Here is a 21491-nt window from a genome sequence, read left to right on the forward strand (position 1 = left end):
TCGCCAACATTACTCGAGGGTCAAAATCGCCGCCGTCAGCGACCCGAGAATTCCGCGGACCCGGGACCGTCCGCCAAATAGGAACGTGTTCCTATGCTGCGATCCGCGGTCGCGAACAGCTCCGCCCACTCCGTGCGGGCCCGCTCGGCGCCGTGCGGACCGGCCTCGAACACCCGTTTGGCGGCGGCCAGCGCGAGCCGTGGACCGCCGACGAAACGCCGTGCCCACCGCAGCGCCGCGAGGTGGACGTCGTCGGGGGCGACCACCTCGTCGACCAGCCCGAGCGTCGCGGCCTCGGCCGCCGCCACGAACCGGCCGGTGTACACCAGATCCTTCGCCGCGGCGGGCCCGATCAGCAGGCTCAGCCGGCGGATCCCCGCGAGGGGCAGCAGTCCGGCGCGGATCTGCGGCAGGCCCAGCTTCACGTTGTCGCCGATGATCCGCCGGTCGGCGCCCAGCGCCAGCTCCAGCCCGGCGCCCAGACAATAACCGGTGACAGCCGCCACGGTCGGCTGCGGCAGCCGGGCCAGGCAGCCGAGGGCGGACTGCACGTCGGCGGCCATCGCCCGCGCCTGCTCGGCGCCCAGCCGGGCCGCCTCCGCGAGGTCGTCACCGGCGCAGAACACCCGCTCGTCGCCGTACACCACGACCGCCGCGACCGACTCGTCCGCCGCCAGCTCGCGGGCGGCGGCGGACAGTTCGAACGCCAGCTGCGCGTCGATCAGATTCATCGGCGGCCGCGCGAAGCGCAGCACGGCGATTCCGGCCTCGGGTCGTTGCACGCTCACATATTCGGCGGTCGCCGCCGGCTCGGAGATCACGGTCTACTACTACCAGCGCCGGTGCGCCACGGGCAGATCGGCGTAGTACGCGTCGCAGTGCGGGAACACCAGGCGGACCCGGTCGCCACCCCGCTCGACCACCGGCAGCACCGGCTCGATTCGGCGATCGGCGTCGAAAAGTTCGGCGGCGGAAGCGAATTCGGTGAGCGTGCGCAGCTGGGTCCAGGTCGGCCCGAGCAGTTCGTCGGCGCCGGCCCGCCAGCTGTCCAGGACGGCCGCTGGCGTGGTCCACCGCACGTCGGCGGCCTCGGTGGTGGCGCCGTCGGCCTGCTGGCCCGCGGGCAGCATCGCCACGAAGAAGCGGGTGTCGTAGCGTCGCGGCGACAGTTCGGGGGTGATCCAGTTCGCCCAGGGCCGCAGCAGATCCGCGCGCAACACCAGCCGCTCGCGGGCCAGGAATTCACCGAGGGTCAGCTCGCGGCGCACCAACCGCTCCCGCACCTCGGTATGGGTCTCGGCGTCGGTCACGACGGTATCGGCGGTCGGTCCCGCCAGCAGCACCCCGCACTCCTCGAACAGTTCCCGCACCGCCGCGCACACCAGCGCCCGCGCCCGGCTCTCGCCGACACCGAAACGCTCACCCCACCACGCCGCATCCGGTCCGGCCCAGCCGATACCGGCCACACTGTCCGACTCGTCCACCCCGCCGCCCGGAAAGACGGTCACCCCGGCGGCGAAGGCCATCCCGTCGACCCGCCGCTGCAGGAACACCTCGGGCCCCGACGCGCCGTCCCGGACCAGAATCACGGTGGAGGCGTCCTTGGGCGCCGCCGGCGATTCCGTCCCGGCAATGATCTCACTCACCTTCGCACCATAACCGCCCGGCAATCGGGCCCGACCGGCCCCTACCGGCTGCGGTGCCGGCCGAAGCGATGCGAGCGACGGGCGAAGTAGCGGCCGTCGATGCGGTTCAGCGCGATCGACTGGTGGAACGCCTCGCTGAGATTCTCCGCGGTCAGCACGTCCTCGAGCAGGCCCTGCGCGACGACGCTGCCCTCCTTGAGCAACAGGCCGTGGGTGAAGCCGGGCGGGATCTCCTCGACGTGATGGGTGACCAGCACGGTGGCGGGCGAGTCCGGGTCGGCGGCCAGATCGCCGAGTTTCTCCACCAGCTCCTCGCGCCCACCCAGATCGAGGCCCGCGGCGGGCTCGTCGAGCAGCAGCAGTTCCGGGTCGGTCATCAGGGCCCGCGCGATCAGGACCCGCTTGCGTTCGCCCTCGGAGAGGGTGCCGTAGGCGCGATCGGAAAGATGTTCGGCGCCCAGGCTTTCCAGCATGTCGACCGCGCGGTCCAGGTCGACGTCGTCGTAGCGTTCGCGCCAGCGGCCGAGCACCGCGTACCCGGCGGACACCACCAGGTCGCTGACCTTCTCGTCCAGCGGCACCCGGGCGGCCACCGCCGCCGACGAGAGCCCGATGCGGGGACGTAGCTCGTTGATGTCGACGCGGCCCAGCTTCTCGCCGAGCAGCATGGCCACACCCGAGGTGGGATACATCTCGGCGGCGGCCATGCGTAGCAGGGAGGTCTTGCCGGCGCCGTTGGGGCCGAGCACAACCCAGCGTTCGTCCAGCTCCACCTGCCAGGTCACCGGACCGACCAGGGTGTGGCCCGAACGCCGGACGGTGACCTCGTTGAAATCTATGAGTAGATCGGGATCCGGTTGCGGCACGGGGTACATCTTTGCCGACCCGCCGGGTCCGTCGTCAACTCGGTCGGTTCGCGTGATCTGTGTCATCAGTGACTCTCGGGCGGAATGGATGTCGTGTCACGGTCGGGTACTACGAGTGGATGCGCGGCCGGCACCGCGACGACCGTCATGGAACCGGGCGCGACCTCGGTGAACCCGGCGTCGCGGACGGCGACGGCGGCGCCCTCCCGTACCCGATCGCACAGGGTCGCCCTGTGTTCACCGGCGGCGTCGCGCACCGAACACCGGAAGCCGCGCCGAGACCAGGCGAACGCCTCGTCCACCGGGAGCGCCCCCGCGAGCAACATACTCGCGTGCCCCACCTGCGCGGCGGCCTTTCCGACCGTCATGCCCAGATCGGCGTTCACCCACAGCACGGGCAGCGCCGGATCGGGCGGACCCGGCCGGTCGGGTTCCAGTTCGGTGCCGCCGATCTGGAGCCGGCGGATGCGCGGATCGATATCGCCGACGGGCCCGGGCACCAGCGCTCGCGCCTGCGCGCCGTTCCCCTCGACGGTCACCCCGTCGACCTCCCCGGCGGCCGCCCACTGCGCACCCCGCGCGCGCCGGGCCACCTTGCGGATGCGGGACCGCTTCCAGGCCAGATAACGCTGCTCCCACGGCCCGCCGGGACCGACCCGCGGATCCAGGCACAGCGCGACCGCGGCCGACGCCGCGGCCGCCAGCAACTCGCTGCGCAGCGGCACGTCACCGTTCTTCGGGAGGTACAACACCATCTGCATGGCCTGCACCAGCGCGGGATCGGCCGGATCACCCCCACCGCCGTAACCCGCGGCCAATTCGGCATGCCGGACGGCGAATCCGGCGAGATCATCGGCGTCCGGCACGGCGGCGGCGTCCGCGGTCCGCACTTCGTCGGCCGGGCCGCCGGGTGGTTGCGATCCGTGCGCCCCGGCCGGACGGGAATCCAGCGATGCCATCAGCGCAGCGGCACCCGGCGCACCAGGCCGTCGCGGGCGTCGGCGGCCTCCACCTCGTCCCGGGTCACGCCGAGGATGAACAGCACGGCGTCCAGGAACGGGTGCGACAGCGCGGCATCGGCCACCTCGCGCAGCGCGGGCTTGGCGTTGAAGGCGATACCCAGCCCCGCGGCATTGAGCATGTCGATATCGTTCGCGCCGTCGCCGACCGCGACCGTCTGTTCCATCGGCACCCCCGCGTCGGCGGCGAACCGGCGCAGCGCGACCGCCTTCCCGGGCCGGTCGACGATCTCACCGATCACCCTGCCGGTGAGCTTGCCGTCCACCACCTCCAGGGTGTTGGCCTGCACGAAATCCAGTTCCAGTTCGTGCGCGAGCGGCTCGATGACCTGCCGGAAACCGCCGGAGACCACCCCGCAGTGGAAGCCGAGCCGGCGCAGCGTCCGGATCGTGGTGCGGGCCCCGGGCGTGAGCTCGATGGTCTCGGCGACCTCATCGATCACCGTGGCGTCCAGCCCGGCCAGCGTGGCCACCCGCTGCCGCAGCGATTCGGCGAAATCCAGTTCCCCGCGCATCGCGGCCTCGGTGACCCGCCGCACCTCGTCCTCGACGCCGGCGTGCGCGGCCAGCATCTCGATCACCTCGCCCTGGATCAGGGTGGAGTCCACGTCGAACACGATCAGCCGCTTGGCCCGCCGGGCCAGCCCCGCGCGCTCGACCGCCACATCGACATTGCGCCGCGCGGCCACCTCGGCCAGCCCGGTGCGCAGCCGGGTCTCGGCGTCCGGGGTGCCGGACGGCACGGTGACCATCAGCTCCAGCCCGGTGACCGGATAGTCGGCGACCCCGCGGATGGCGTCGATGTTCACGCCCTGCCCGGCCAGCTCGCGAGCGATCGAACTGAACGCCTTCGCGGTGACCGGACTGCCCAGCACCACCACCGCGTGCGTCGACAGCCGGGCGCCGGCGACGGAGTTCGCGCCGATCTCCACCCCGACCTCCATGCCGACGGTCGCCATGGCGTCCTCGAGCTGATCCTGCAGATCCTCCGGATCGGCGGGCGAGGTCACCAGCACCCCGAGGGTCAGGCGGCCGCGGATCACGACCTGCTCGACGTCGAGCAGGTCGACTCCGTGCCGCGACAGCGCGGCCAGCAGGACCGATGTCACGCCGGGCTTGTCGGGGCCGGTGACGGTGACCAGCACGGTCGTCTCGGGCTCGGCCAAGTCTGGAACTCCGTTTCTCGCGAACTCGCCCCGCGCACGGGGGTATAACGGCCCGGTCATTCTCTCAGCCGCGCGGCCGCGCCGAGGCACCGGGCGGCGGCGCGCGACCGGTCCGTAAAGCAGCGCGGCGGCCGTCCGAGGACGACCGCCGCATGGCTCGAGGGTTCTAGCTCGACACCTTCTCGAGCTCGTGTACCTCGTGCGACTTGCTACCCCAGCCCACATGGGCCTCGGCGCGCATCCGCTCCACCATGTGCGGGTAGTGCAGCTCGAACGCCGGACGCTCGGACCGGATCCGCGGCAGTTCGTAGAAGTTGTGCCGCGGCGGCGGGCAGGTGGTGGCCCACTCCAGCGAGTTGCCGTAGCCCCACGGATCGTCCACCGTCACGACCTCGCCGTAGCGGTAGCTCTTGAACACGTTCCAGATGAACGGCAGGGTCGAGCCGCCCAGGATGAACGCGCCGATCGTGGAGATGGTGTTCAGCGTGGTGAAACCGTCGGTCGGCAGGTAGTCCGCGTAGCGGCGGGGCATACCCTGCGCACCCAGCCAGTGCTGCACCAGGAAGGTGGTGTGGAAGCCGACCATCGTCGTCCAGAAGTGCCACTTGCCCAGCCGCTCGTCCATCATGCGGCCGGTCATCTTCGGGAACCAGAAGTAGATGCCCGCGAAGGTGGCGAACACGATGGTGCCGAAGAGCACGTAGTGGAAGTGCGCGACCACGAAGTAGCTGTCGGACACGTGGAAGTCCAGCGGCGGGCTCGCGAGGATCACACCGGACAGACCGCCGAACAGGAAGGTCACGAGGAAGCCGACCGAGAACAGCATCGGCGTCTCGAAGGTCAGCTGACCCCGCCACATCGTGCCGATCCAATTGAAGAACTTCACGCCGGTGGGCACCGCGATGAGGAAGGTCATGAAGGAGAAGTACGGCAGCAGCACCGCGCCGGTGGCGTACATGTGGTGCGCCCACACCGCGATGGACAGCGCCGCGATGCCGAGGGTCGCGTACACCAGCGTGGTGTATCCGAAGATCGGCTTACGGCTGAAGACCGGGAAGACCTCCGACACGATGCCGAAGAACGGCAGCGCGATGATGTACACCTCGGGATGGCCGAAGTACCAGAACAGGTGCTGATAGAGCAGCGTGCCGCCGGTCGCCGGATCGTAGATGTGGCCGCCCAGGTGCCGGTCGTAGGCCAGGCCGAACAGCGCGGCGGTCAGCAGCGGGAAGGCCAGCAGCACGAGCACGCTGGTAACGGCGATGTTCCAGGTGAAGATCGGCATCCGGAACAGCGTCATACCCGGGCAGCGGAGGCAGACCACGGTGGTGAGCATGTTGACGCCGCCGAGGATGGTGCCCAGACCGGAGACGGCCAGGCCCAGGATCCACAGGTCACCGCCGACGCCCGGGGAGTGCACGATGTCCGACAGCGGGGTGTAGGCGGTCCAGCCGAAGTCCGCGGCGCCGCCGGGGGTGATGAAACCCGCGGTCGCCATGGTGGCGCCGAACAGGTACAGCCAGTAGCTGAAGGCGTTCAAGCGCGGGAACGCCACGTCGGGGGCGCCGATCTGCAGCGGCAGCACGATGTTGGCGAAGCCGAAGACGATCGCGGTCGCGTAGAAGAGCAGCATGATCGTGCCGTGCATGGTGAACAGCTGGTTGAACTGCTCCGGCGACAGGAACTGCAAGCCCGGACGGGCGAGTTCGGCGCGCATGAGCAGCGCCATCAGGCCGCCGATCATGAAGAAGGACATCGCCGTCACCAGGTACATCACGCCGAGCACCTTGGGGTCGGTGGTGGTGACGCACTTGTAGATGAACGAACCCTTCGGACCCAGACGCTGCGGATACGGCCGAGTCGCTTCCAACGTGGGGACTGGCTGAGGCTCTACAGCAGTCACTGATCCTCCTACGGTCGGCTTGCGCTACGACAGATCGTAAACCGTGCTGCCGCAAGCCCCTCGCCGGGTCCTACTCTGTGTCGTAATTGGGTGCGACCGGGCGCGCGTGTACCCTCCCCCGCATGCCGGTGATCGAGGTCGACTCCACCCGAAACACTCGAGCGCGCAACAGCACCCGCCGCCGGGCCACCGCCGTGCTGCCGGCCACCGCGGCCCTCGCGGTGCTGGTGTCGGGGATGCTGACCGGTTGCGCCGGGGGTTCCACCGATGCCGAGAGCTCGATCGTCCGGACCACCACCAACGTCGCCGGCGCGGCCGTGGTGGGTATCGAACGCGACACCCGCCAAGCCTGCCCCCTGCCCACCGCACCCGACAAACCGGGCGCCGATCCGCAGCGCATCGTGGTCCTCGACCCCGCCGCCCTGGACGCGGTCTGCGCCCTCGGCCTGTGGGAGCGGGTCGCCGGCGCGGCCACCCTCACCGGCCCGTCCCCGCAGCCGACCTACCTCGGCACCGGCCTGGCCAAGGTCCCCGGCGTCGGCACGGTCGGCAGCGCCGATCCGGCGAAGATCGCGCAACTGCACCCGGACCTGATTCTCGGCAGTGCCGGCGACGGCGACCAGTCCGCCCTGCAGGCCGTCGCCCCCACCGTCCTCACCGACGCGACCGCCGATTGGCAGGACCGTTTCACCGCCTACGCCACGGCCCTGGGCCGCGGCGCGGCCGGCGCGAAGGCCCTCGACGACTACCGCACCACCGCCCGCGAGACCGGTTACGCGATCGCCGCGAACTTCTCGCAGGCCTCGGTCCTGCGCTTCACCGACAAGGACATCCAGATCCAGGGCGACGACACCTTCGCCGCCGCCGTGCTCACCGACACCGGCGTGCAACGGCCGAGTTCCCAACGCGGACACTCGTTCCCGGTCACCGCCCTGAGCACCGACGCCGAACGCGCGAAGGTGGAGGGCGACCTCATCTACCTGATGTTCGACGGCACCGCCGGCCGCGAACACGCCGAATCCGTGATGCACAGCAAGGATTGGAAGAAACTCGGCGCCGTCTCCGACCGCCGCGAATTCGCCGTCGACGACACCATCTGGCACGGCTCGGGCATCACCGCCGCGCGCGCGATCCTGGAGGATCTGCGCCGCACCCTCAACGGCTACGTCAGCGACTGATCCGATCGCGGCCGGACTCACCGGATGATCCCTCGAATCCCGTTGGCGCCAGGGATGTTTCAGGGTAGGTAGGGGTTCACCCGGATTCCGGATTTCAGGGTGCCGTCCACCCTCGCGCCGATCCTACGATCGAGCGGACCTCATCGGCCGCTGCCTGCGACGGAGACCCCATGTCCGCTCCCCCCGCCCCCGATTCGACCACCCTGGCGGGCCGCCTGGCCCGCATCCCCAGTGGCCGCCGCACGAAGTGGATCGTGCTGGCGGCGTGGCTGATCGCCATCCTCGCCCTCGGTGGTTTCGCCGGGAAACTCAACGGCGCCGAGAAGAACGACAACATCCAATGGCTGCCCGGCGCAGCCGAATCCACCCAGGCCTACCAGCTCGGCCAGCGCTTCGGCGGCGCCGACGAGGTCCCGGTGGTGTTCGTCTACGAACGCGCGTCGGGCCTCACCGACACCGACCGGGCGGTGGCCGCCGCCGACGTGACCCGCTTCGCCCAGGTCCCCGGAGTGGCCGCGCCCTCGATAGTCGGCCCCGTCCCCGCCAAGGACGGCCAGGCCCTCGAGGTCCTGGTCCCGATCCCGGTGGGCCACGGCGGCTGGGACACCATCGGCGCCACCGTGGGAAAACTGAAGGCCGCCGCGGGAACCCACCCACCCGGCCTGTCCATGCTGCCCACCGGTCCCGCCGGCTACGCCGCCGAATTCTCGGCCGCGTTCAAGGGCATCGACGGCACCCTCCTCTACGCGACCGCCGCCGTGGTGATCGTGATCCTGCTGCTCACCTACGGCCCGATGCTGTGGATCCTCCCGCTGCTCGCGGCGGGCGGCGCCCTGTCGGTGGCGATGAGCGCCGTCTACGGCGCGACCGGCGCGGGCCTCACGGTCACCGCCCAGAGCGCGGGCATCCTCACCATCCTGGTCTTCGGCGCCGGCACCGACTACGCCCTGCTGCTGATCGCCCGCTACCGCGAGGAACTACGCCGCCACGAGGACAGACACGAGGCCATGGCGGTGGCCCTGCACCGAGCCGGCCCCGCGATCCTCGCCAGCGGCACCACGGTCATCGTCGCGATGCTGGTTCTCCTTGTCGCCGAACTGAATTCGACCAAGGGCGTCGGCCCGGTCTGCGCCATCGGCGTAGCGGTCGCCCTCCTCGCGATGCTCACCCTCCTCCCCGCCCTGATGGTGATCCCCGGCCGCTGGATCTTCTGGCCCCGCCACCCGAACTTCGGCACCGAAGACCACACCGCCACCGGAATCTGGTCCCGCGTAGGCACACTCGTGGCCGCCCGCCCCCGCACGATCTGGCTCGGCACCGGAGCGGCCCTGCTCGCCCTGTCCTTCGGCGTCACCGGCCTGCACAACACCGGCCTCACCAACGAGCACTCCTTCACCAAGACCACCGACGCCGTCCGCGGAAATCAAGCCCTGGCAAGACATTTCGACCTCGGCACCGGCTCCCCGGTAGTAGTCATAGCGAAAACCGCCCGCCTACAAGAAGTCTCATCCGCGATAGCCGCCACCCCCGGCATCACCGCCCCCGCCGCGGCCCACACCAGCGGCGACCTGATGCAGATCCAAGCCACCCTCACCGACGCCCCCGACAGCGCCGCCGCCGGCGCCACCATCGACCGCCTCCGCAGCACCCTCCACACCATCGAGGGCGCCGACGCGAAAGTCGGTGGCGACACAGCGATCCGGATGGACATAGAACGGGCCTCGTCCCGGGACAACCGAGTAGTCGTCCCGGTTGTCCTCCTGGTGGTGATGGCCATCCTGATGCTGCTCCTGCGCTCCCTCCTGGCCCCCGTCCTCCTCACCCTGACGGTCGTCTTGTCCTTCTTCGCCGCCCTCGGCCTGAGCACCCTGGTGTTCCACGCCGTCGGCTTCCACGGCGCCGACCCCGCACTCCCCCTGCTGGCGTTCGTCTTCCTGGTGGCCCTCGGCATCGACTACAACATCTTCCTGATGTCGAGAGTCCACGAAGAAGCCAAAACCGAAGGCACCCGCCGAGGCGCCCTCACCGGCCTCTCCGCCACCGGCGGCGTCATCACCTCGGCCGGCCTCGTCCTCGCAGGTACCTTCGCGGTCTTCGCGACAATGCCCATGGTCGCCTTCGCCGAGGTAGGCCTGGTCATCATGATCGGTGTCCTCCTGGACACCCTGATAGTCCGCTCGATCCTGGTCACCGCCCTCAGCCTCGACATCGGCGACCGAATCTGGTGGCCCAACCCCCTGTCCCGCCGCCGGGACCCGGAGCCGGAACGGGAGCCCGTTCCGGCCCTGAACTGACCTGGCCCACAGCGACAGAGGCTCTCCGCGCCACGTGCGGAGAGCCTCTGCATTCTCGCGATCCCTTGTCCCACAAAGCAATCGACCCAGCTCGACGATGCATGACGAGACTTATCATCACGATAAAAGCTATAAGTTCGAATTATATGACGCGCATCACTATATCTTCCATAATCGTCAGCATATTAACGATAAGCGATAGTTCGCCCGACGGGCAGAGAGCGGCAGATTCACCCGGCAGGCGAACGAAGCTCCTCGCGCCGCTGATTGATCATCCGTTGCAATCGCCGCGTCGCCGTCTCGTCGAAGCCGATCTCCGAGACCCGGTCGATATACGGTTCGGCGGCATCGGCGATACGCACCAGACCACGCTTGACCGCGCGCTCGGCGACGCCGAGACGCCGAGCAGCGTCGATCCACCATCGGTGGGCCAACTTCCCGTCGCGACCGTACAAAGACAGCGCCATCGGATCGTTCCAAGACAGATAGGGCTGAGTGGTCAGCAGGTCGTAAGCCGGCGTGACCTCCCAGACTCCGTCCGGATTCTGCCCGATGGAGAGATTCTTTCCATGCAGGTCACCGTTGCCGATCAGGTAGCTGAAGGCGGCGATCTCCACCATCCGGACGATGGCCAGCGGGTACGACCCACCGCCGGTGGCCACCGCATCCGCGAGAGCTTTCATGGCTTCCTGCAAGGAGATTCGGTACTTCGCGGCCGGATACCGCCCACTGACCTGACACGCGTCCTCTTGAGCCAGTTTCCGAACACCGTTGCGTTCGACAATGCGGTCGAAGCGATCGACGAACAGCAGCGACAGTTGATCCGCCCCGGAAGAACGGATTCGCAATGGATATGCTGGGCGATCGCTACGAAATCACCTCACCCATCGGCCGAGGCGGCATGGGGGAGGTGTTCCGCGGCAGAGACATCCGGCTGCGCCGTGAGGTCGCGATCAAGCGAATCGGCGGCACGCTTGTCGACGACGAGGAGGCCCGGCGTCGATTCGTCCGAGAAGCTCGCATAACGTCCCGACTGCATCACCCAGGCGTGCCCACCGTGTTCGACTTCGACGAAGACGAACTGTATCTGGTGATGGAACTGCTACCGCCCGACAACATCGGTACGCTGCTGGCCGATCGCGAGTACCGAGGCCTTCCGCTGGGCTGGGCCGTCTCGATCACCGCACAGGTCTGTGCCGTGATGACCGCTGCGCACGATGTCGAACTGATCCACCGTGACCTCAAGCCCGACAACCTGGTGCTCTGCCCCAACGGACAAGTGAAGGTCATCGACTTCGGCGCCGCAGCCTCGTTGAACCAGACCGAATACTCCATGATCACCCGCGGTCGCCGACCACCGGTCTCACTGCATTATTCCGCGCCGGAACTGTTGGATGGCGCACCCTCGTCCCGGGCGAACGACCTGTATTCGATCGGCGTCCTGCTCTTCGAATTACTTTCCGGTCGTAGACCTTTCGACTCCGGGAAGCTGACCGACGGCTTCCTCGCGGATCGAACGGCTCGACCGCCGATCCCCGGAATTCCGGCGGATCTGTTGCGCCTCACCCACAACCTGCTGGCGGTGGACCCGGCCCAGCGCCCAGCGGACACCCGAACAGCACTGCGCACCCTCGCGGCATTCGCCGGCCCGGTTCCACCATTGCCCGGCTGGGCTCACCCCGGACCTGCCGACGACCCCGTTCGCCTGTATGTCGATGCGCTACCGTCCCCGGCCTGACGTATCGGCGCGGCAAGATTCGAGCCGCCACCGACAGCGCCCGCCACAACAACCGCCATCGACCGGCGGCCCAGCGCCGCATCCCTTCAAAGCGTGTGCGGAACACGGCACCCGGCACTGGCTATGCTCGGAGGCATCGAGGCCGCGGCGTCACAGCCGGATCTCGTGGGCACGATCAGGGGATGGGCGGGGTGAGGCAATGAAGATAACGCCGGAATCGTTGCGGGAGGCCGCAATCGGGCTTGGCAAGCTCGGGGAGGCCGTCAGGGATCCGAACACCTTTCCGCCGCTGCACGCCGGCCGGACCGTCGACGCCCTACCGTCCTCGCCGATCTCAGCAGCCCTCGCCGGCGCGGATACGGCCAGCGACCAGGCCGGGATGACGCTGGCGTCCCGGTTCGCGGCGCTGGGACAGCTACTCTTCACCACCGCGGCCACATTCCAGGACCAGGACGAGGAACTGGCGGGCAAGCTGGCGGAGTTCGGCGATCTCAACGGGGCGGGTAATTGAGATGACGCCGACGAAATCCCTGGTCATGCTATGGAAGTCCGGCGCAATGACCGCCGTCGCCGCCGATGCGGCAAAACTCCGGGACATCATCGACACCCACGCCGACACCATGAATCGCACGATCCACGGGCTGGACTGGTCCGGTGACGCGGCGCGGGCGGCCGGTGACCGGGCCGACCGGGAGAAGGCTCAGCAGCGCGCGGTCGCCACCGCCTACGACGACCTGTCGAATGCCTTGCAGGGCGCCGAGAACGACACCGGTTGGCTCATCGGCCAGATCCAGCAGACCGTGCGCAATCTGCCGCCGGGCTGGTCGGTCGCCGAAGATTTCACCGTCACCGCACCCGCTGCCGCCGACAAGAACACCGCCGCGAACGACACCGCGAGCCTGCAGAGCCTCGCCGCCCAACTCGGCCGGGCCATGGATACCTGGGCGCCGACGATCGCCGCCGCGGTCCAGGCGATCTCCACGACCGCCCCGATCACGAAGGCGAAAATCACGGATAATCCGGCGGACAAGTTCAGGGCGCGCCAGGCTCAGGCAGACCTTCGAGCGATCCGCAACGGCACCGCCGACGCCGCCACCCTGGAGCGGGTACGTCTCGCCACCACCCTGTCGCAGCCGGAGAAGGACGCCCTTGCCGGTGGGGAGAGCGCGAACATTCCCCAATTCGAGTACCTGCAAGCCCTGTCCCAGGGCCTGAACGGGCTGAGCGGCAACGACATCGCCACCCTCGGCAGCACGCTCACCGGCAGCGGTCATGATCAGGTACAGGCCGCTGTCGCCGACACCTTCCGCATCGTCTCCGACCCGCAGGTACATTCCGCCGGGATCGACGGCGGCCCCGGCGGCCTCACCGGCGGAATGAAACAACTACCGGATACCGTGCAGCGGGCCCTCATGGCCAATCCGATCGCATCCTCGAGATTCGGACCGGGCGTCGTGAACAATTGGGACGATCTGCTCGGAATCAATACGGTGATGTCCAACGGCGACAAGTCGATTCAGGGCAGCGATATCAACCGCGCCATGATCAAACAGGGCGCCGAACTCGCCGCCGCGACACGACCGGGCCACCATCCCGACGTCAACAACCCGGGGCTGCTCCCGGCGCTCACCAACGGCCTGCTGGAGAACGCATCCGGCGATCGCATCGCGATTCACGACGCGATCATCGCCGACCCCAACGGTCCGGCGGGCACGGATCCGCACAGCGCCGCCGACCGCATGAATGCCATCTGTGACAACGGCGGCAAGTATTACGGCAACAAGCACGTCCTGGGCATCCTGCAACATCCGTGGAACCCGGACCAGCACGGCGCCGAGCATCTCTTCCGATGGATCGGTGAGGATGCCGACGCGCAGTCCAAAGGTACCTTCGCCAATAACCAGGCCGGTCAGACCGCTTACGCGCTGGCCGGCATCCTGGCCGACCCGAACAATCAGCAGGGCCTGAACAGCCCGGCCAATCCCCTCGGCGTCGGCAATCCCGGCCTGACCCGCACCCTGGCCAATGTGATGTCACCGTATCTCGGCAATTTCGCCGGGGTGACCGACGACGCCGGTCCCGGCCTCCTCAACAGCGCACCGGTCGACTCCACCGGACACCCGCTGAAACTGCCCTTCGAGGATGCCGGCCGCCTGAGCAACCTGTTCTCCGTCCTCGACTCCGATCCGGAAGCCGCACGCACGATCAACAGCGCGGGCCTGCAATGGCACGATGCGATCGCCTACGCCCGCGGCCTCGATCCCGCCAACGCCCCAGCACTACTGGCCAATTCGAGCAGCCTGCAACAGGCCATGAACACCGGGCTGGTGAACCAGATCAACGCACACGCCGCCGAACGCTCCTTCCAAGCAGCCCAGGACTACGCCGACAAAGGCGTCTTCGCCGACGGCGTCACCAGCGCCGTCCAAACCGTCGCCGCATTCGGCCCGGGGCCCACCGGCCCCGTGATCGGCGGCATCGCGGCCACCGCCGACTCCTACATCAAAGCCGATGTCATCCCGAATCCGGCTGACCCGGCCCATCCCCTGGCCGACGACAAGGTCTCCACCGAACTGAACTCCATCCGGTCGACCATCCAGGTGGACAATTTGCGCGATGAATACCTTCAAGTCCAAGGATATATCCAACGCGATCCCTCGGCAGCGCATTATTTCGATCGCCCAGGTCACGGCAGCCTGCTCGATTGGCACAATATCACCGCCGATGGCGCCTCCAGTATGAATGCCTGGCGAAATGCGTATGCACAATTCTCACACGACACCAACGCTGATCTGCACAGTAATGTCTTCCCTGCCCAGGACCGGACCGATACCGAAATTACGGAGTCCGCCCTCGCGCCACGGAGCGGCCAGACGCCACCGGAGGCAACGAAATGAGGCAGGTAGCGGGGATTCTCGGTGTCGCAACCCTGGTGGCCGCCATCGCGGGCTGCAGCTCGCCGCCGCCGGCCGCACCACCTTCATTCGCACCTCCGACCACATTGACTGCGCAGAATCTGCAACCTCCGGCACAGATCGGCGCACTCCCCCAGGTGATTTACGATCCTTGCACGTGGATCCCCGACAGCGTGGTTTCCAAAGCCGGCTACAACCCGGCCAGCCGACAACGGTACATGGACCAGACCACCGACCCCGTCTCCATCATCCTGGGCTGCCGATTTCTAGACGACGCCGACGGGCGCTTCAAACAGAAATTCGATCTCCATATAGATTCTGCAAATATCGGACTGGCCGAAGGGCGGAGACAGGCCGAGGCTACCGGACACCAACTACAAATAACTCCGATCAACATCAACGGCCGTGCAGGATTCGAACTCCGGGATGCCTACTACGGCACCTCGTGTTTCACATTCCTCGCGACCAGAATCGGTTATGTGAGGTTGCACCGAATAACTCTTCCGTCCGGCCCGATCGATGTCTGCGAAAAGATACTCGATCTGACCGAGCTTATCGAGCCCACTATCGGTTCCGACAACTGACCACCGACCCTTTGCCCCGAGTCGCCCCCGATCGTCTTCAGGTTCCATACTTCCAACCTACCGGATTCGCCGCACGGCTTGCGCCGCGCTTCATCCAACCAATTTGTCGCCAATTTCAGGCGGCTTTTTTGTTTTTCCAGTTAGAATCATCAGTGCCGAATGAGGCGGCTCGAGGAGATCAGCCTCCGTACCAGAGCGAAGAATTCGCACAACGCGGAGTATCGAAGGTATTCGGTTGCCGTTCGGATCTTGAACGTAATGAAATTCCGTTCCCGGCTCGACAGTTCCGGCTACACATCGCACGATAAATGCCCACGGCGTTTCGACAGCCTCGGCCAGCGCTTCGACGAGGACTATGCGTCGATCCTCAGTCGGCGATGTGTGATACGCCGAAATCAAATTCAGCGTAAGCAAGTCGGACCAAATATCGAGCGTCGTCGTCGAGCCAGGACCGACAGTAGCGTGTATTTGACCTTTCTCACGGGTCAGCCGCAAGGAGATCTGCGAGTTGATGGATATTCCGGAGATTTCCGCTCGAGTAACCCCGTCCAGCAAGAGTTCGACACGTACGGTATCGAATCCTCGATCTCGCCATTTCTTGGGTGGGTTGTCGGGGAAATCGGCGAGATCTGCTTTTATAACAACGCGGGGCCCGTCACGATGCAGGCAGAGCTCATGTAATATCAAATTCTCAAGAGATGGCGGATTGTCCCGGTATATGGCCTGCACCGCTCGCGCATCGGTCAGGAGTTCGATCCAACTCACATTACTCACCTCCTGAACGGGTAATGTTCCTGGGTGCCATCGATTTTCCCGGTCCTGGTGTTCCAGTCGGGTCGGACGTTGAGATGCGGGCCTTGGTTTCCAGGATCACCTGGCCCATAGTAGTGGCCGGCTCCGTGATCCTGAATGACGACCCTGCTTCCGTCCGGGCGAGTGAAGGAATACTCGCGTGTGTATATCGGCATACCGTTGTCATCGAGAATCGACTGACCCCATTTATCTTGTAGGCGTACGCGAGCGACCGAATCAGGATGCTGACTCATCGGGATGTCGAGATCGCGTTTGGCATCTCGGAATGCTTCGTTCCGGCTGGGGTCGCTGTCCTGTTTTCCGCAGCCTTCGGCCGGGGCAAGTCCGAGCGGGTCGATCCATCCTGTGGGGTTACTTGCGTAGGCGGCCGGATTCGGAGACGGAGCCAGGCCGAGAGGATCGGTGGTGAGGTATCGGCCGACTGCCGGGTGGTAGTAGCGGTGGCGGTTGTAGTGGAACCCTGTTTCCGCGTCGAAGTATTGGCCGGGGAAGCGGAGCGGAGTGGCCGCACCAGCCCAGGTGGTCTGCCCCCAGAGGGTGGTCATGGCGTGACCGGCGACGCTCCGGGTATCAGGGTCGATGAGGTTCGCGGGGCCGCCGACCAGGTCGGTGATTATGGCGTAGAAGCGCTCGTCGACGCTCCCTTGTTCGGGAATGCTGGTTTCGCTCTGGATGAGCAGTGTGGTGCTGCCGGGCCGATGGGTCCATATGGTGGTGTTGCCGCTCCGGTCGACCTGGGCAATGAGATGGTCGCCGTCCCAGGTGAAGCGAATATCATCGAGAACGGTTCCGTCGGTGGTGGTTCCGGCTTTGCGTACGCGCCTGCCGAAGGGGTCGTAGGTGTAGGTCCAGCGGTTGCCGTCGGGGGTGGTGACGGCGCAGAGTCGGTCGCGGGAATCCCATTCGTAATGCCAGGTTTCGGGTTTGCGGGACAGCCGTGTGGCGGTTCGGTGGATGGGGCGGCCCACACTGTCGTGATGCCAGGTGGATCGGCCGGAGCGGATCAGCCGGGTGCCCCGGTACTCGTTGGTGGAGTCGCCGGTGCGGGCCGGGGTCGACGCGTAGCCGGCCGTGAGGTTGCCGGCGGTGTCGTAGGAGTAGCTCTCGGTTCGGTTGCCGGTGACGGTGGTGACCCGGCCGACGGGGTCGAGGGTGTATGCCTGGGTACCGCCCAGCGTGTCGTGGACCGAGGCCAGTGCGGTGTCGGGGTGGTAGGTGTAGGTCCGCTCGAGAAGTCGGCGCTCGGGTTCGGGGGCCGGGAGCGGTGGTGTGCTCGGAAGGCCCAGCTCGAGGGAGAAACCGGTGGTGCGGCCGGTGGTGAGAGTCTGTTCGGCGGGCAGATCACGTGGAGTCCAGGCGGTTTCGAATACGAGATCTCGGGCGAGTGTGCGGCGGGTTTCGCGGCCCAGCGCGTCGTATTCGAAATCGATGCGCCTGCCTGCGGTTTCGATGGCGGCCAGGCGCCCGGAGTAGTCATGGTGGTAATCGACGGCTCCGGCCGGGGTGGTGCGGCGGATACGGTGACCGGCGATGTCGTAGTGCGATTCGACCCGGATGCCGTCGATGATTTCGGCGGTGACCCTGCCGAGAACGTCGCGCTCGAAAGCGACCTCGACGTCGCCGGTGGCGGTCATGATGCGGCCCATGACGTCATGGGTGTAGACGACGTCACCATCGGGGGCGCGCTCGGCGACCACATCACCGAGTTCGTTGTATTCGTAGGTGATTTCGAGGCCGTCCCGGATTCGGGCGATCAGTTGTCCCGCGGCATCGTAGCGGTATTCGGTGGTGAGACCGTCGAAGTCGGTTTCGGAGGCCAGGCGGCCGCACGGGTCGTAGGTGTAAACCCAGGTCAGGCCCTGCGGATTGGTGACTGCGGCAAGGCGTGTCTCGGCGTCCCAGCGGTAGCGGGTGACCGTACCGTCGGGGGCGATGCGGGCGGTGGGTTTGTCGAAGGGGCCGTAGGTGTAGCCGGTGGTCCGGCCGCCGGCGTCGGTGTGCGACAGCAGATTACCTTCGGCATCCCAGATCCAGGATTCGCTGGTGCCGTCGGGGTGGATGCGGCGCAACGGTTTTCCGTCGACCGACCACTCCACGGCGGTGACCGTGCCGTCGGGGCGGTGGACGGCGACGATGCGGCCGAAGGGGTCGTGGTGGTAGCGGGTGATGCCGCCGGCCGGATCGGTGACGGCGATCGGGAGCCCGGCGGGATTGCGGTCGATCAGGGTGTGTCCGCCGGCCGGGTCGGCGACGACCCAGGTGCCACCGGTCGATTCGTGCTCGAAGCCGGTCGTCGCCCCCGACGCATCCACGGTCGCGACCAGATCGCCGTCGTCACCGTACTCGTAGGAGGTGACGGTGCCGTCGAATTGCTCGACGCGCGAAGGCTTTCCGGGGCTGTGGTAATCGACGAACAGTTCCCTGCCGTCCGGGCGGCGGACACCCGTGATCTGGCCGATGTCGTTGTGCCGGTAGCGGGTTTCGCGGCCGAGTCGGTCGATCTGAGCGGTGGGTCGGCGATGTTCGTCGTAGCGGGTTGCCGAGGTGTGGCCGAGGGCGTCGGTCACGGCGACGGGTTGATAGTTCTCGTCGATCAGATAGGTGGTTCGGTCACCGAACGAATTGGTGTACCGGGTCAGAGAGCGGCCGCCCGGAAGGGCGAGGTATTCGAAACCGCCCGCCAGGGTGCCGTCGGCACCGCCCTCGGTGACCACGCGTCCGTGCTCGTCGTACTCGTAGTGATAGGTGTAGTTGTTGCGGTCGGTCCACGACGTCATCCGATCGTCGCCGTCGTAGGCGAACACCATGGCCAGGCCGGAGCCGTCGATCACGTGGGTGAGCCGCTCGTGATCGTCGTAACCGAAGGCACGCAGTCGGATTCGCCCACCGAGACCGCTGGGGTCGGCGATGTCGATGGCGGTGACGTGTCCGGCCGGGTCGGTGGTCACGTGAACGGTGTAGCCGCCGGAGTGGACGAGTTCGGTGATGCGGCCGGTGTTGTCGCGTTTGTAGACGATGTGGTTGTGGTGGCGGTCGCTGACGGCGACGAGGGGGTAGACCCCATCGGGGGACGGGATGCCGGGGATTCGGTAGTAGTGCTTGGTGATTCCGGTGACGGGGTCGTCGAGGCGGTAGCCGCCGTAGTCGCAGCGGGTCAATGCGCGCGGCTGGCCGCGGTATTGCGGGCGCATGGGAATGCCGACGGGAGCGTGGGTGTAGTCGACCAGGTCGGCGTCCGGGCCGACGACGACCGCGCCCCGGGTGTCGACCTCTACGCGTTCGTCGAGGCTGGACGCCCAGCGGCGGCCGAAGCAGTGTCCCGCGGAATAGCTGGTGACGTAACGGCGGGTGATCCGCAGGGGCAGCACACCGGGCAGAACGAGGTCGGTTTCCGGCAGATACATCGCGCCGGTGGCGACGTCGACCGGTTCGCCTTCGCCGGAACAGTCCGGGCGCTCGTCACGCAGCGGGACGCTGTCCTCGGGACGGGACGGCGCGTGCTCGGGCGGCAGCGGATCGTGGTGCGGGACACTGTGGGACGCGCAGGCGGCTCCGGTTTCGGCGGCATGGGTCGCACCGGCCTGAGCAGCGTGGGTGGCGGTGCTCGCCCCGGCTTCGGCACCGTGAGCGGCGACACTGGCTCCGGCTTCGGCGCCATGGGCGGCGGCACTCGCTTCGGCCCCGGCACCGTCGCCGACGAACATGCTGGCGATGTTGAAAGCAGCTGTGCCACCGGCCTTGTCCGGGTCGGACAGCCACGAATCCTGGTCGCCGACGATCGAGCTCACCAACGCGACCGGGTCACCGGATATCTGGACGAAGCCGGCCGCATCGGCTTGCAGCGAGTCCGCCGCATCGAGTGGATGCGCCCAGACGTAGGGGTTGTAGGGGCTGATGGCGTTGCCGGCCTTCGCCAGATTGCCCAATGCGCCGGCGAATCCTGCGAGCTGACGAATCCCCCCGAGCGCCCGCTCGCTACCGAAATCCAGCACGTCGGTTGTCATGCGATCCGCGAAACCGGGGAGGTCCGGCGCGAGGTCGGCAGCCGCCGCGAGCGCTCGCGCGGCAGTGGCCGACGCGGTATTGCGTTGCGCGCGAGCGTCGTTGAGTATCTGCTGTGCGGACTCGGCCATCGGCTTGCCCGGATCGGTGAACGCGCCGGGTCGTGGACCTTTGCGGTCACTGTTGTTGAATGCCTGCACTTGCCGGTTGTAGTCGTCGACTGCGGTCTTACCGGCCTGGACCGCTTGCGCGTACTGATGGATCGCGGCGGCTGCCTGCCCTTGGGCCCACAGCACCGCGTAGGCATAGGCGCCCAGCACTTTTCCCGCTTCGTCGCAGGCCTGGGACGCGTCGCTCCACTGTTCGGGATGTTTGGCGTAGACGGTGTGGAAGGCGTCGGCGCCCGCGCCGGTCCAGCCTCCGACATCGATTCGATGCAGCGCCTGCGCGGCCTCGCCGAAGCCTTGTGCGAACACCTGCAGGTCCCCGGCGATTTCGCTGATACGGTCGGGGTCTCCGTGCACCAGCTGCCTGGGATCGTCCGTTTCACCGAGGTTTTTCTCCTCGGGTGTCGCGCCGAGGCGGTCACCGACCACGTCGATCCAGCTGTCGACCGTCTGGGCCCAGTCGTGCAGGCCCAGATCGTCGAGCACGCCACCGACCGCATGCCCGCCCGTTTCGACCGCTTTCCCGGCCGCACGTTCCGCGCGGTGTGCCCAATCCTCGACATCGTCGAGCCAGCTAGCCATGCTTGTAGCCCTGCCCGTGGTCGAACGGATCGAAATCGTGATGCTGCGCGCGTCCGACCATCGAGTCGTCCCACGCCCTCGACCAGTCGGCCCTCGCATCCTGCTGCAGCTGGGTCAGCTCCGCGGGGTCCAGCGCGTGATCGAAATCGTGGCGCGGGGCCGACAAGATCTCCGACCAGCCCGTCCGATCGGCTTGCTCATCGGTGACATGCGGGTTGCTGACGGCGCTCATCGCGTCGACGGTGAGTTCCTTCAGGCTGTTCGCCGACAACTGCTCCACATCGTGATACAGGCCGGCGTCCAGCCCCAGCATGAAAGCGATCTTGTTCGCATCCCGGATCAGCGACCGCACGCCCCACTCCCACCTGTCACAGAACCGGTCGAACGCGCTCTTGCACTCCGCGGTACCGGCCTGCAGCCCCGGCATCTTCATCTCTCCGAACCCGCGCCCGAGATCTCCGGAAACCTTGTCGTGGGCAAGCGAATTCAACTCACCGACGACCGTGTTGATGCCCTCGGCCGCCGCCTTCAGATCCTCGGGATCGACCCGAACGCCATCACCCGACACAGAGACCACCGCTGCTGCAATAGGTTTCAGACATTATCGCGGATCCGGCC

At 67.2% G+C, this 21491-nt stretch carries 16 protein-coding genes; 6 read left to right on the forward strand and 10 right to left on the reverse strand.

All coding sequences use genetic code 11. The annotated features are described in order from the left end of the window. Positions 1 to 35: 35 nt before the first annotated feature. The 6 genes from G361_RS0127110 to ctaD form a co-directional block, all read right to left on the reverse strand. Positions 36 to 821, reverse strand: coding sequence for an enoyl-CoA hydratase-related protein (locus G361_RS0127110; protein WP_019930269.1), 786 nt, complete (start codon positions 819 to 821; stop codon positions 36 to 38). Between the two features lie 9 nt (positions 822 to 830). After that, entirely contained in the window at positions 831 to 1646 is an 816-nt protein-coding gene (locus G361_RS0127115) for a hypothetical protein (protein ID WP_019930270.1), read from the reverse strand. Between the two features lie 41 nt (positions 1647 to 1687). Further along, entirely contained in the window at positions 1688 to 2521 is an 834-nt protein-coding gene (locus tag G361_RS0127120; RefSeq protein WP_019930271.1) for an ABC transporter ATP-binding protein, read from the reverse strand. 56 nt (positions 2522 to 2577) lie between these two features. Continuing rightward, positions 2578 to 3471: an aminoacyl-tRNA hydrolase gene (locus G361_RS45055; RefSeq protein ID WP_019930272.1), complete on the reverse strand. Its 894-nt coding sequence runs from the start codon at positions 3469 to 3471 to the stop codon at positions 2578 to 2580. Further along, on the reverse strand, positions 3471 to 4697 hold the full coding sequence (serB, locus tag G361_RS0127130) for a phosphoserine phosphatase SerB (RefSeq protein WP_019930273.1): 1227 nt from the start codon (positions 4695 to 4697) through the stop codon (positions 3471 to 3473). The genes G361_RS45055 and serB overlap by 1 nt, the downstream gene beginning before the upstream one ends. Before the next feature lie 166 nt (positions 4698 to 4863). Further along, positions 4864 to 6600, reverse strand: coding sequence for a cytochrome c oxidase subunit I (gene ctaD / locus G361_RS0127135; protein ID WP_052172877.1), 1737 nt, complete (start codon positions 6598 to 6600; stop codon positions 4864 to 4866). 122 nt (positions 6601 to 6722) lie between these two features. Between ctaD and G361_RS0127140 the strand changes: the two genes are divergently transcribed. Both G361_RS0127140 and G361_RS0127145 read left to right on the forward strand, forming a co-directional pair. Next, a complete protein-coding gene (locus G361_RS0127140) occupies positions 6723 to 7778 on the forward strand; it encodes an iron-siderophore ABC transporter substrate-binding protein (protein WP_019930275.1) in 1056 nt (351 codons plus the stop codon). 170 nt (positions 7779 to 7948) lie between these two features. Next, the gene (locus G361_RS0127145) at positions 7949 to 10072 is read left to right on the forward strand and encodes an MMPL family transporter (RefSeq protein ID WP_019930276.1); all 2124 of its coding nucleotides are present in this window, start codon (positions 7949 to 7951) and stop codon (positions 10070 to 10072) included. 230 nt (positions 10073 to 10302) lie between these two features. Here the strand turns inward: G361_RS0127145 and G361_RS45060 are convergent, their stop codons facing one another. Further along, entirely contained in the window at positions 10303 to 10920 is a 618-nt protein-coding gene (locus G361_RS45060) for a HipA domain-containing protein (protein ID WP_019930277.1), read from the reverse strand. Between G361_RS45060 and G361_RS45065 the strand changes: the two genes are divergently transcribed. The 4 genes from G361_RS45065 to G361_RS0127170 all read left to right on the forward strand — a co-directional run bounded on the left by G361_RS45065 (position 10920) and on the right by G361_RS0127170 (position 15309). Beyond that, positions 10920 to 11810: a serine/threonine-protein kinase gene (locus G361_RS45065; protein WP_019930278.1), complete on the forward strand. Its 891-nt coding sequence runs from the start codon at positions 10920 to 10922 to the stop codon at positions 11808 to 11810. The genes G361_RS45060 and G361_RS45065 overlap by 1 nt on opposite strands. A 199-nt stretch (positions 11811 to 12009) precedes the next feature. Continuing rightward, the gene (locus G361_RS50530; RefSeq protein WP_019930279.1) at positions 12010 to 12321 is read left to right on the forward strand and encodes a type VII secretion target; all 312 of its coding nucleotides are present in this window, start codon (positions 12010 to 12012) and stop codon (positions 12319 to 12321) included. Positions 12322 to 12367: 46 nt separating this feature from the next. Further along, positions 12368 to 14707 (forward strand): hypothetical protein, encoded by a 2340-nt coding sequence (locus G361_RS0127165; RefSeq protein WP_019930280.1) that lies wholly within the window; start codon positions 12368 to 12370, stop codon positions 14705 to 14707. Continuing rightward, complete coding sequence (locus G361_RS0127170; RefSeq protein WP_081635599.1) at positions 14704 to 15309, forward strand: DUF3558 domain-containing protein; 606 nt, start codon at positions 14704 to 14706, stop codon at positions 15307 to 15309. The genes G361_RS0127165 and G361_RS0127170 overlap by 4 nt, the downstream gene beginning before the upstream one ends. A gap of 90 nt (positions 15310 to 15399) precedes the next feature. Here G361_RS0127170 and G361_RS48590 read toward each other — a convergent pair whose 3' ends face one another. The 3 genes from G361_RS48590 to G361_RS45070 are packed head-to-tail and all read right to left on the reverse strand — an operon-like array spanning position 15400 to position 21450. Beyond that, a complete protein-coding gene (locus G361_RS48590) occupies positions 15400 to 16074 on the reverse strand; it encodes an Imm50 family immunity protein (protein WP_196814645.1) in 675 nt (224 codons plus the stop codon). Positions 16075 to 16079: 5 nt separating this feature from the next. After that, entirely contained in the window at positions 16080 to 20873 is a 4794-nt protein-coding gene (locus G361_RS0127180; RefSeq protein WP_019930283.1) for a putative T7SS-secreted protein, read from the reverse strand. After that, entirely contained in the window at positions 20866 to 21450 is a 585-nt protein-coding gene (locus G361_RS45070; RefSeq protein WP_081635602.1) for a hypothetical protein, read from the reverse strand. The genes G361_RS0127180 and G361_RS45070 overlap by 8 nt, the downstream gene beginning before the upstream one ends. Between the last annotated feature and the right edge of the window lie 41 nt (positions 21451 to 21491).

This window comes from Nocardia sp. BMG111209 (assembly GCF_000381925.1).
Classification (GTDB): Bacteria; Actinomycetota; Actinomycetes; order Mycobacteriales; family Mycobacteriaceae; genus Nocardia.

What these genes read in the sequence shown, in the direction of transcription:
- G361_RS0127120 (WP_019930271.1), bottom strand. Translation starts at nt 2,521, where the DNA reads ATGTACCCCGTGCCGCAACCGGATCCCGATCTACTCATAGATTTCAAC.
- G361_RS45055 (WP_019930272.1), bottom strand. Translation starts at nt 3,471, where the DNA reads ATGGCATCGCTGGATTCCCGTCCGGCCGGGGCGCACGGATCGCAACCA.
- G361_RS0127140 (WP_019930275.1), top strand. Translation starts at nt 6,723, where the DNA reads ATGCCGGTGATCGAGGTCGACTCCACCCGAAACACTCGAGCGCGCAAC.
- G361_RS0127145 (WP_019930276.1), top strand. Translation starts at nt 7,949, where the DNA reads ATGTCCGCTCCCCCCGCCCCCGATTCGACCACCCTGGCGGGCCGCCTG.
- G361_RS45065 (WP_019930278.1), top strand. Translation starts at nt 10,920, where the DNA reads ATGGATATGCTGGGCGATCGCTACGAAATCACCTCACCCATCGGCCGA.
- G361_RS50530 (WP_019930279.1), top strand. Translation starts at nt 12,010, where the DNA reads ATGAAGATAACGCCGGAATCGTTGCGGGAGGCCGCAATCGGGCTTGGC.
- G361_RS0127165 (WP_019930280.1), top strand. Translation starts at nt 12,368, where the DNA reads ATGACCGCCGTCGCCGCCGATGCGGCAAAACTCCGGGACATCATCGAC.
- G361_RS0127170 (WP_081635599.1), top strand. Translation starts at nt 14,704, where the DNA reads ATGAGGCAGGTAGCGGGGATTCTCGGTGTCGCAACCCTGGTGGCCGCC.
- G361_RS0127180 (WP_019930283.1), bottom strand. Translation starts at nt 20,873, where the DNA reads ATGGCTAGCTGGCTCGACGATGTCGAGGATTGGGCACACCGCGCGGAA.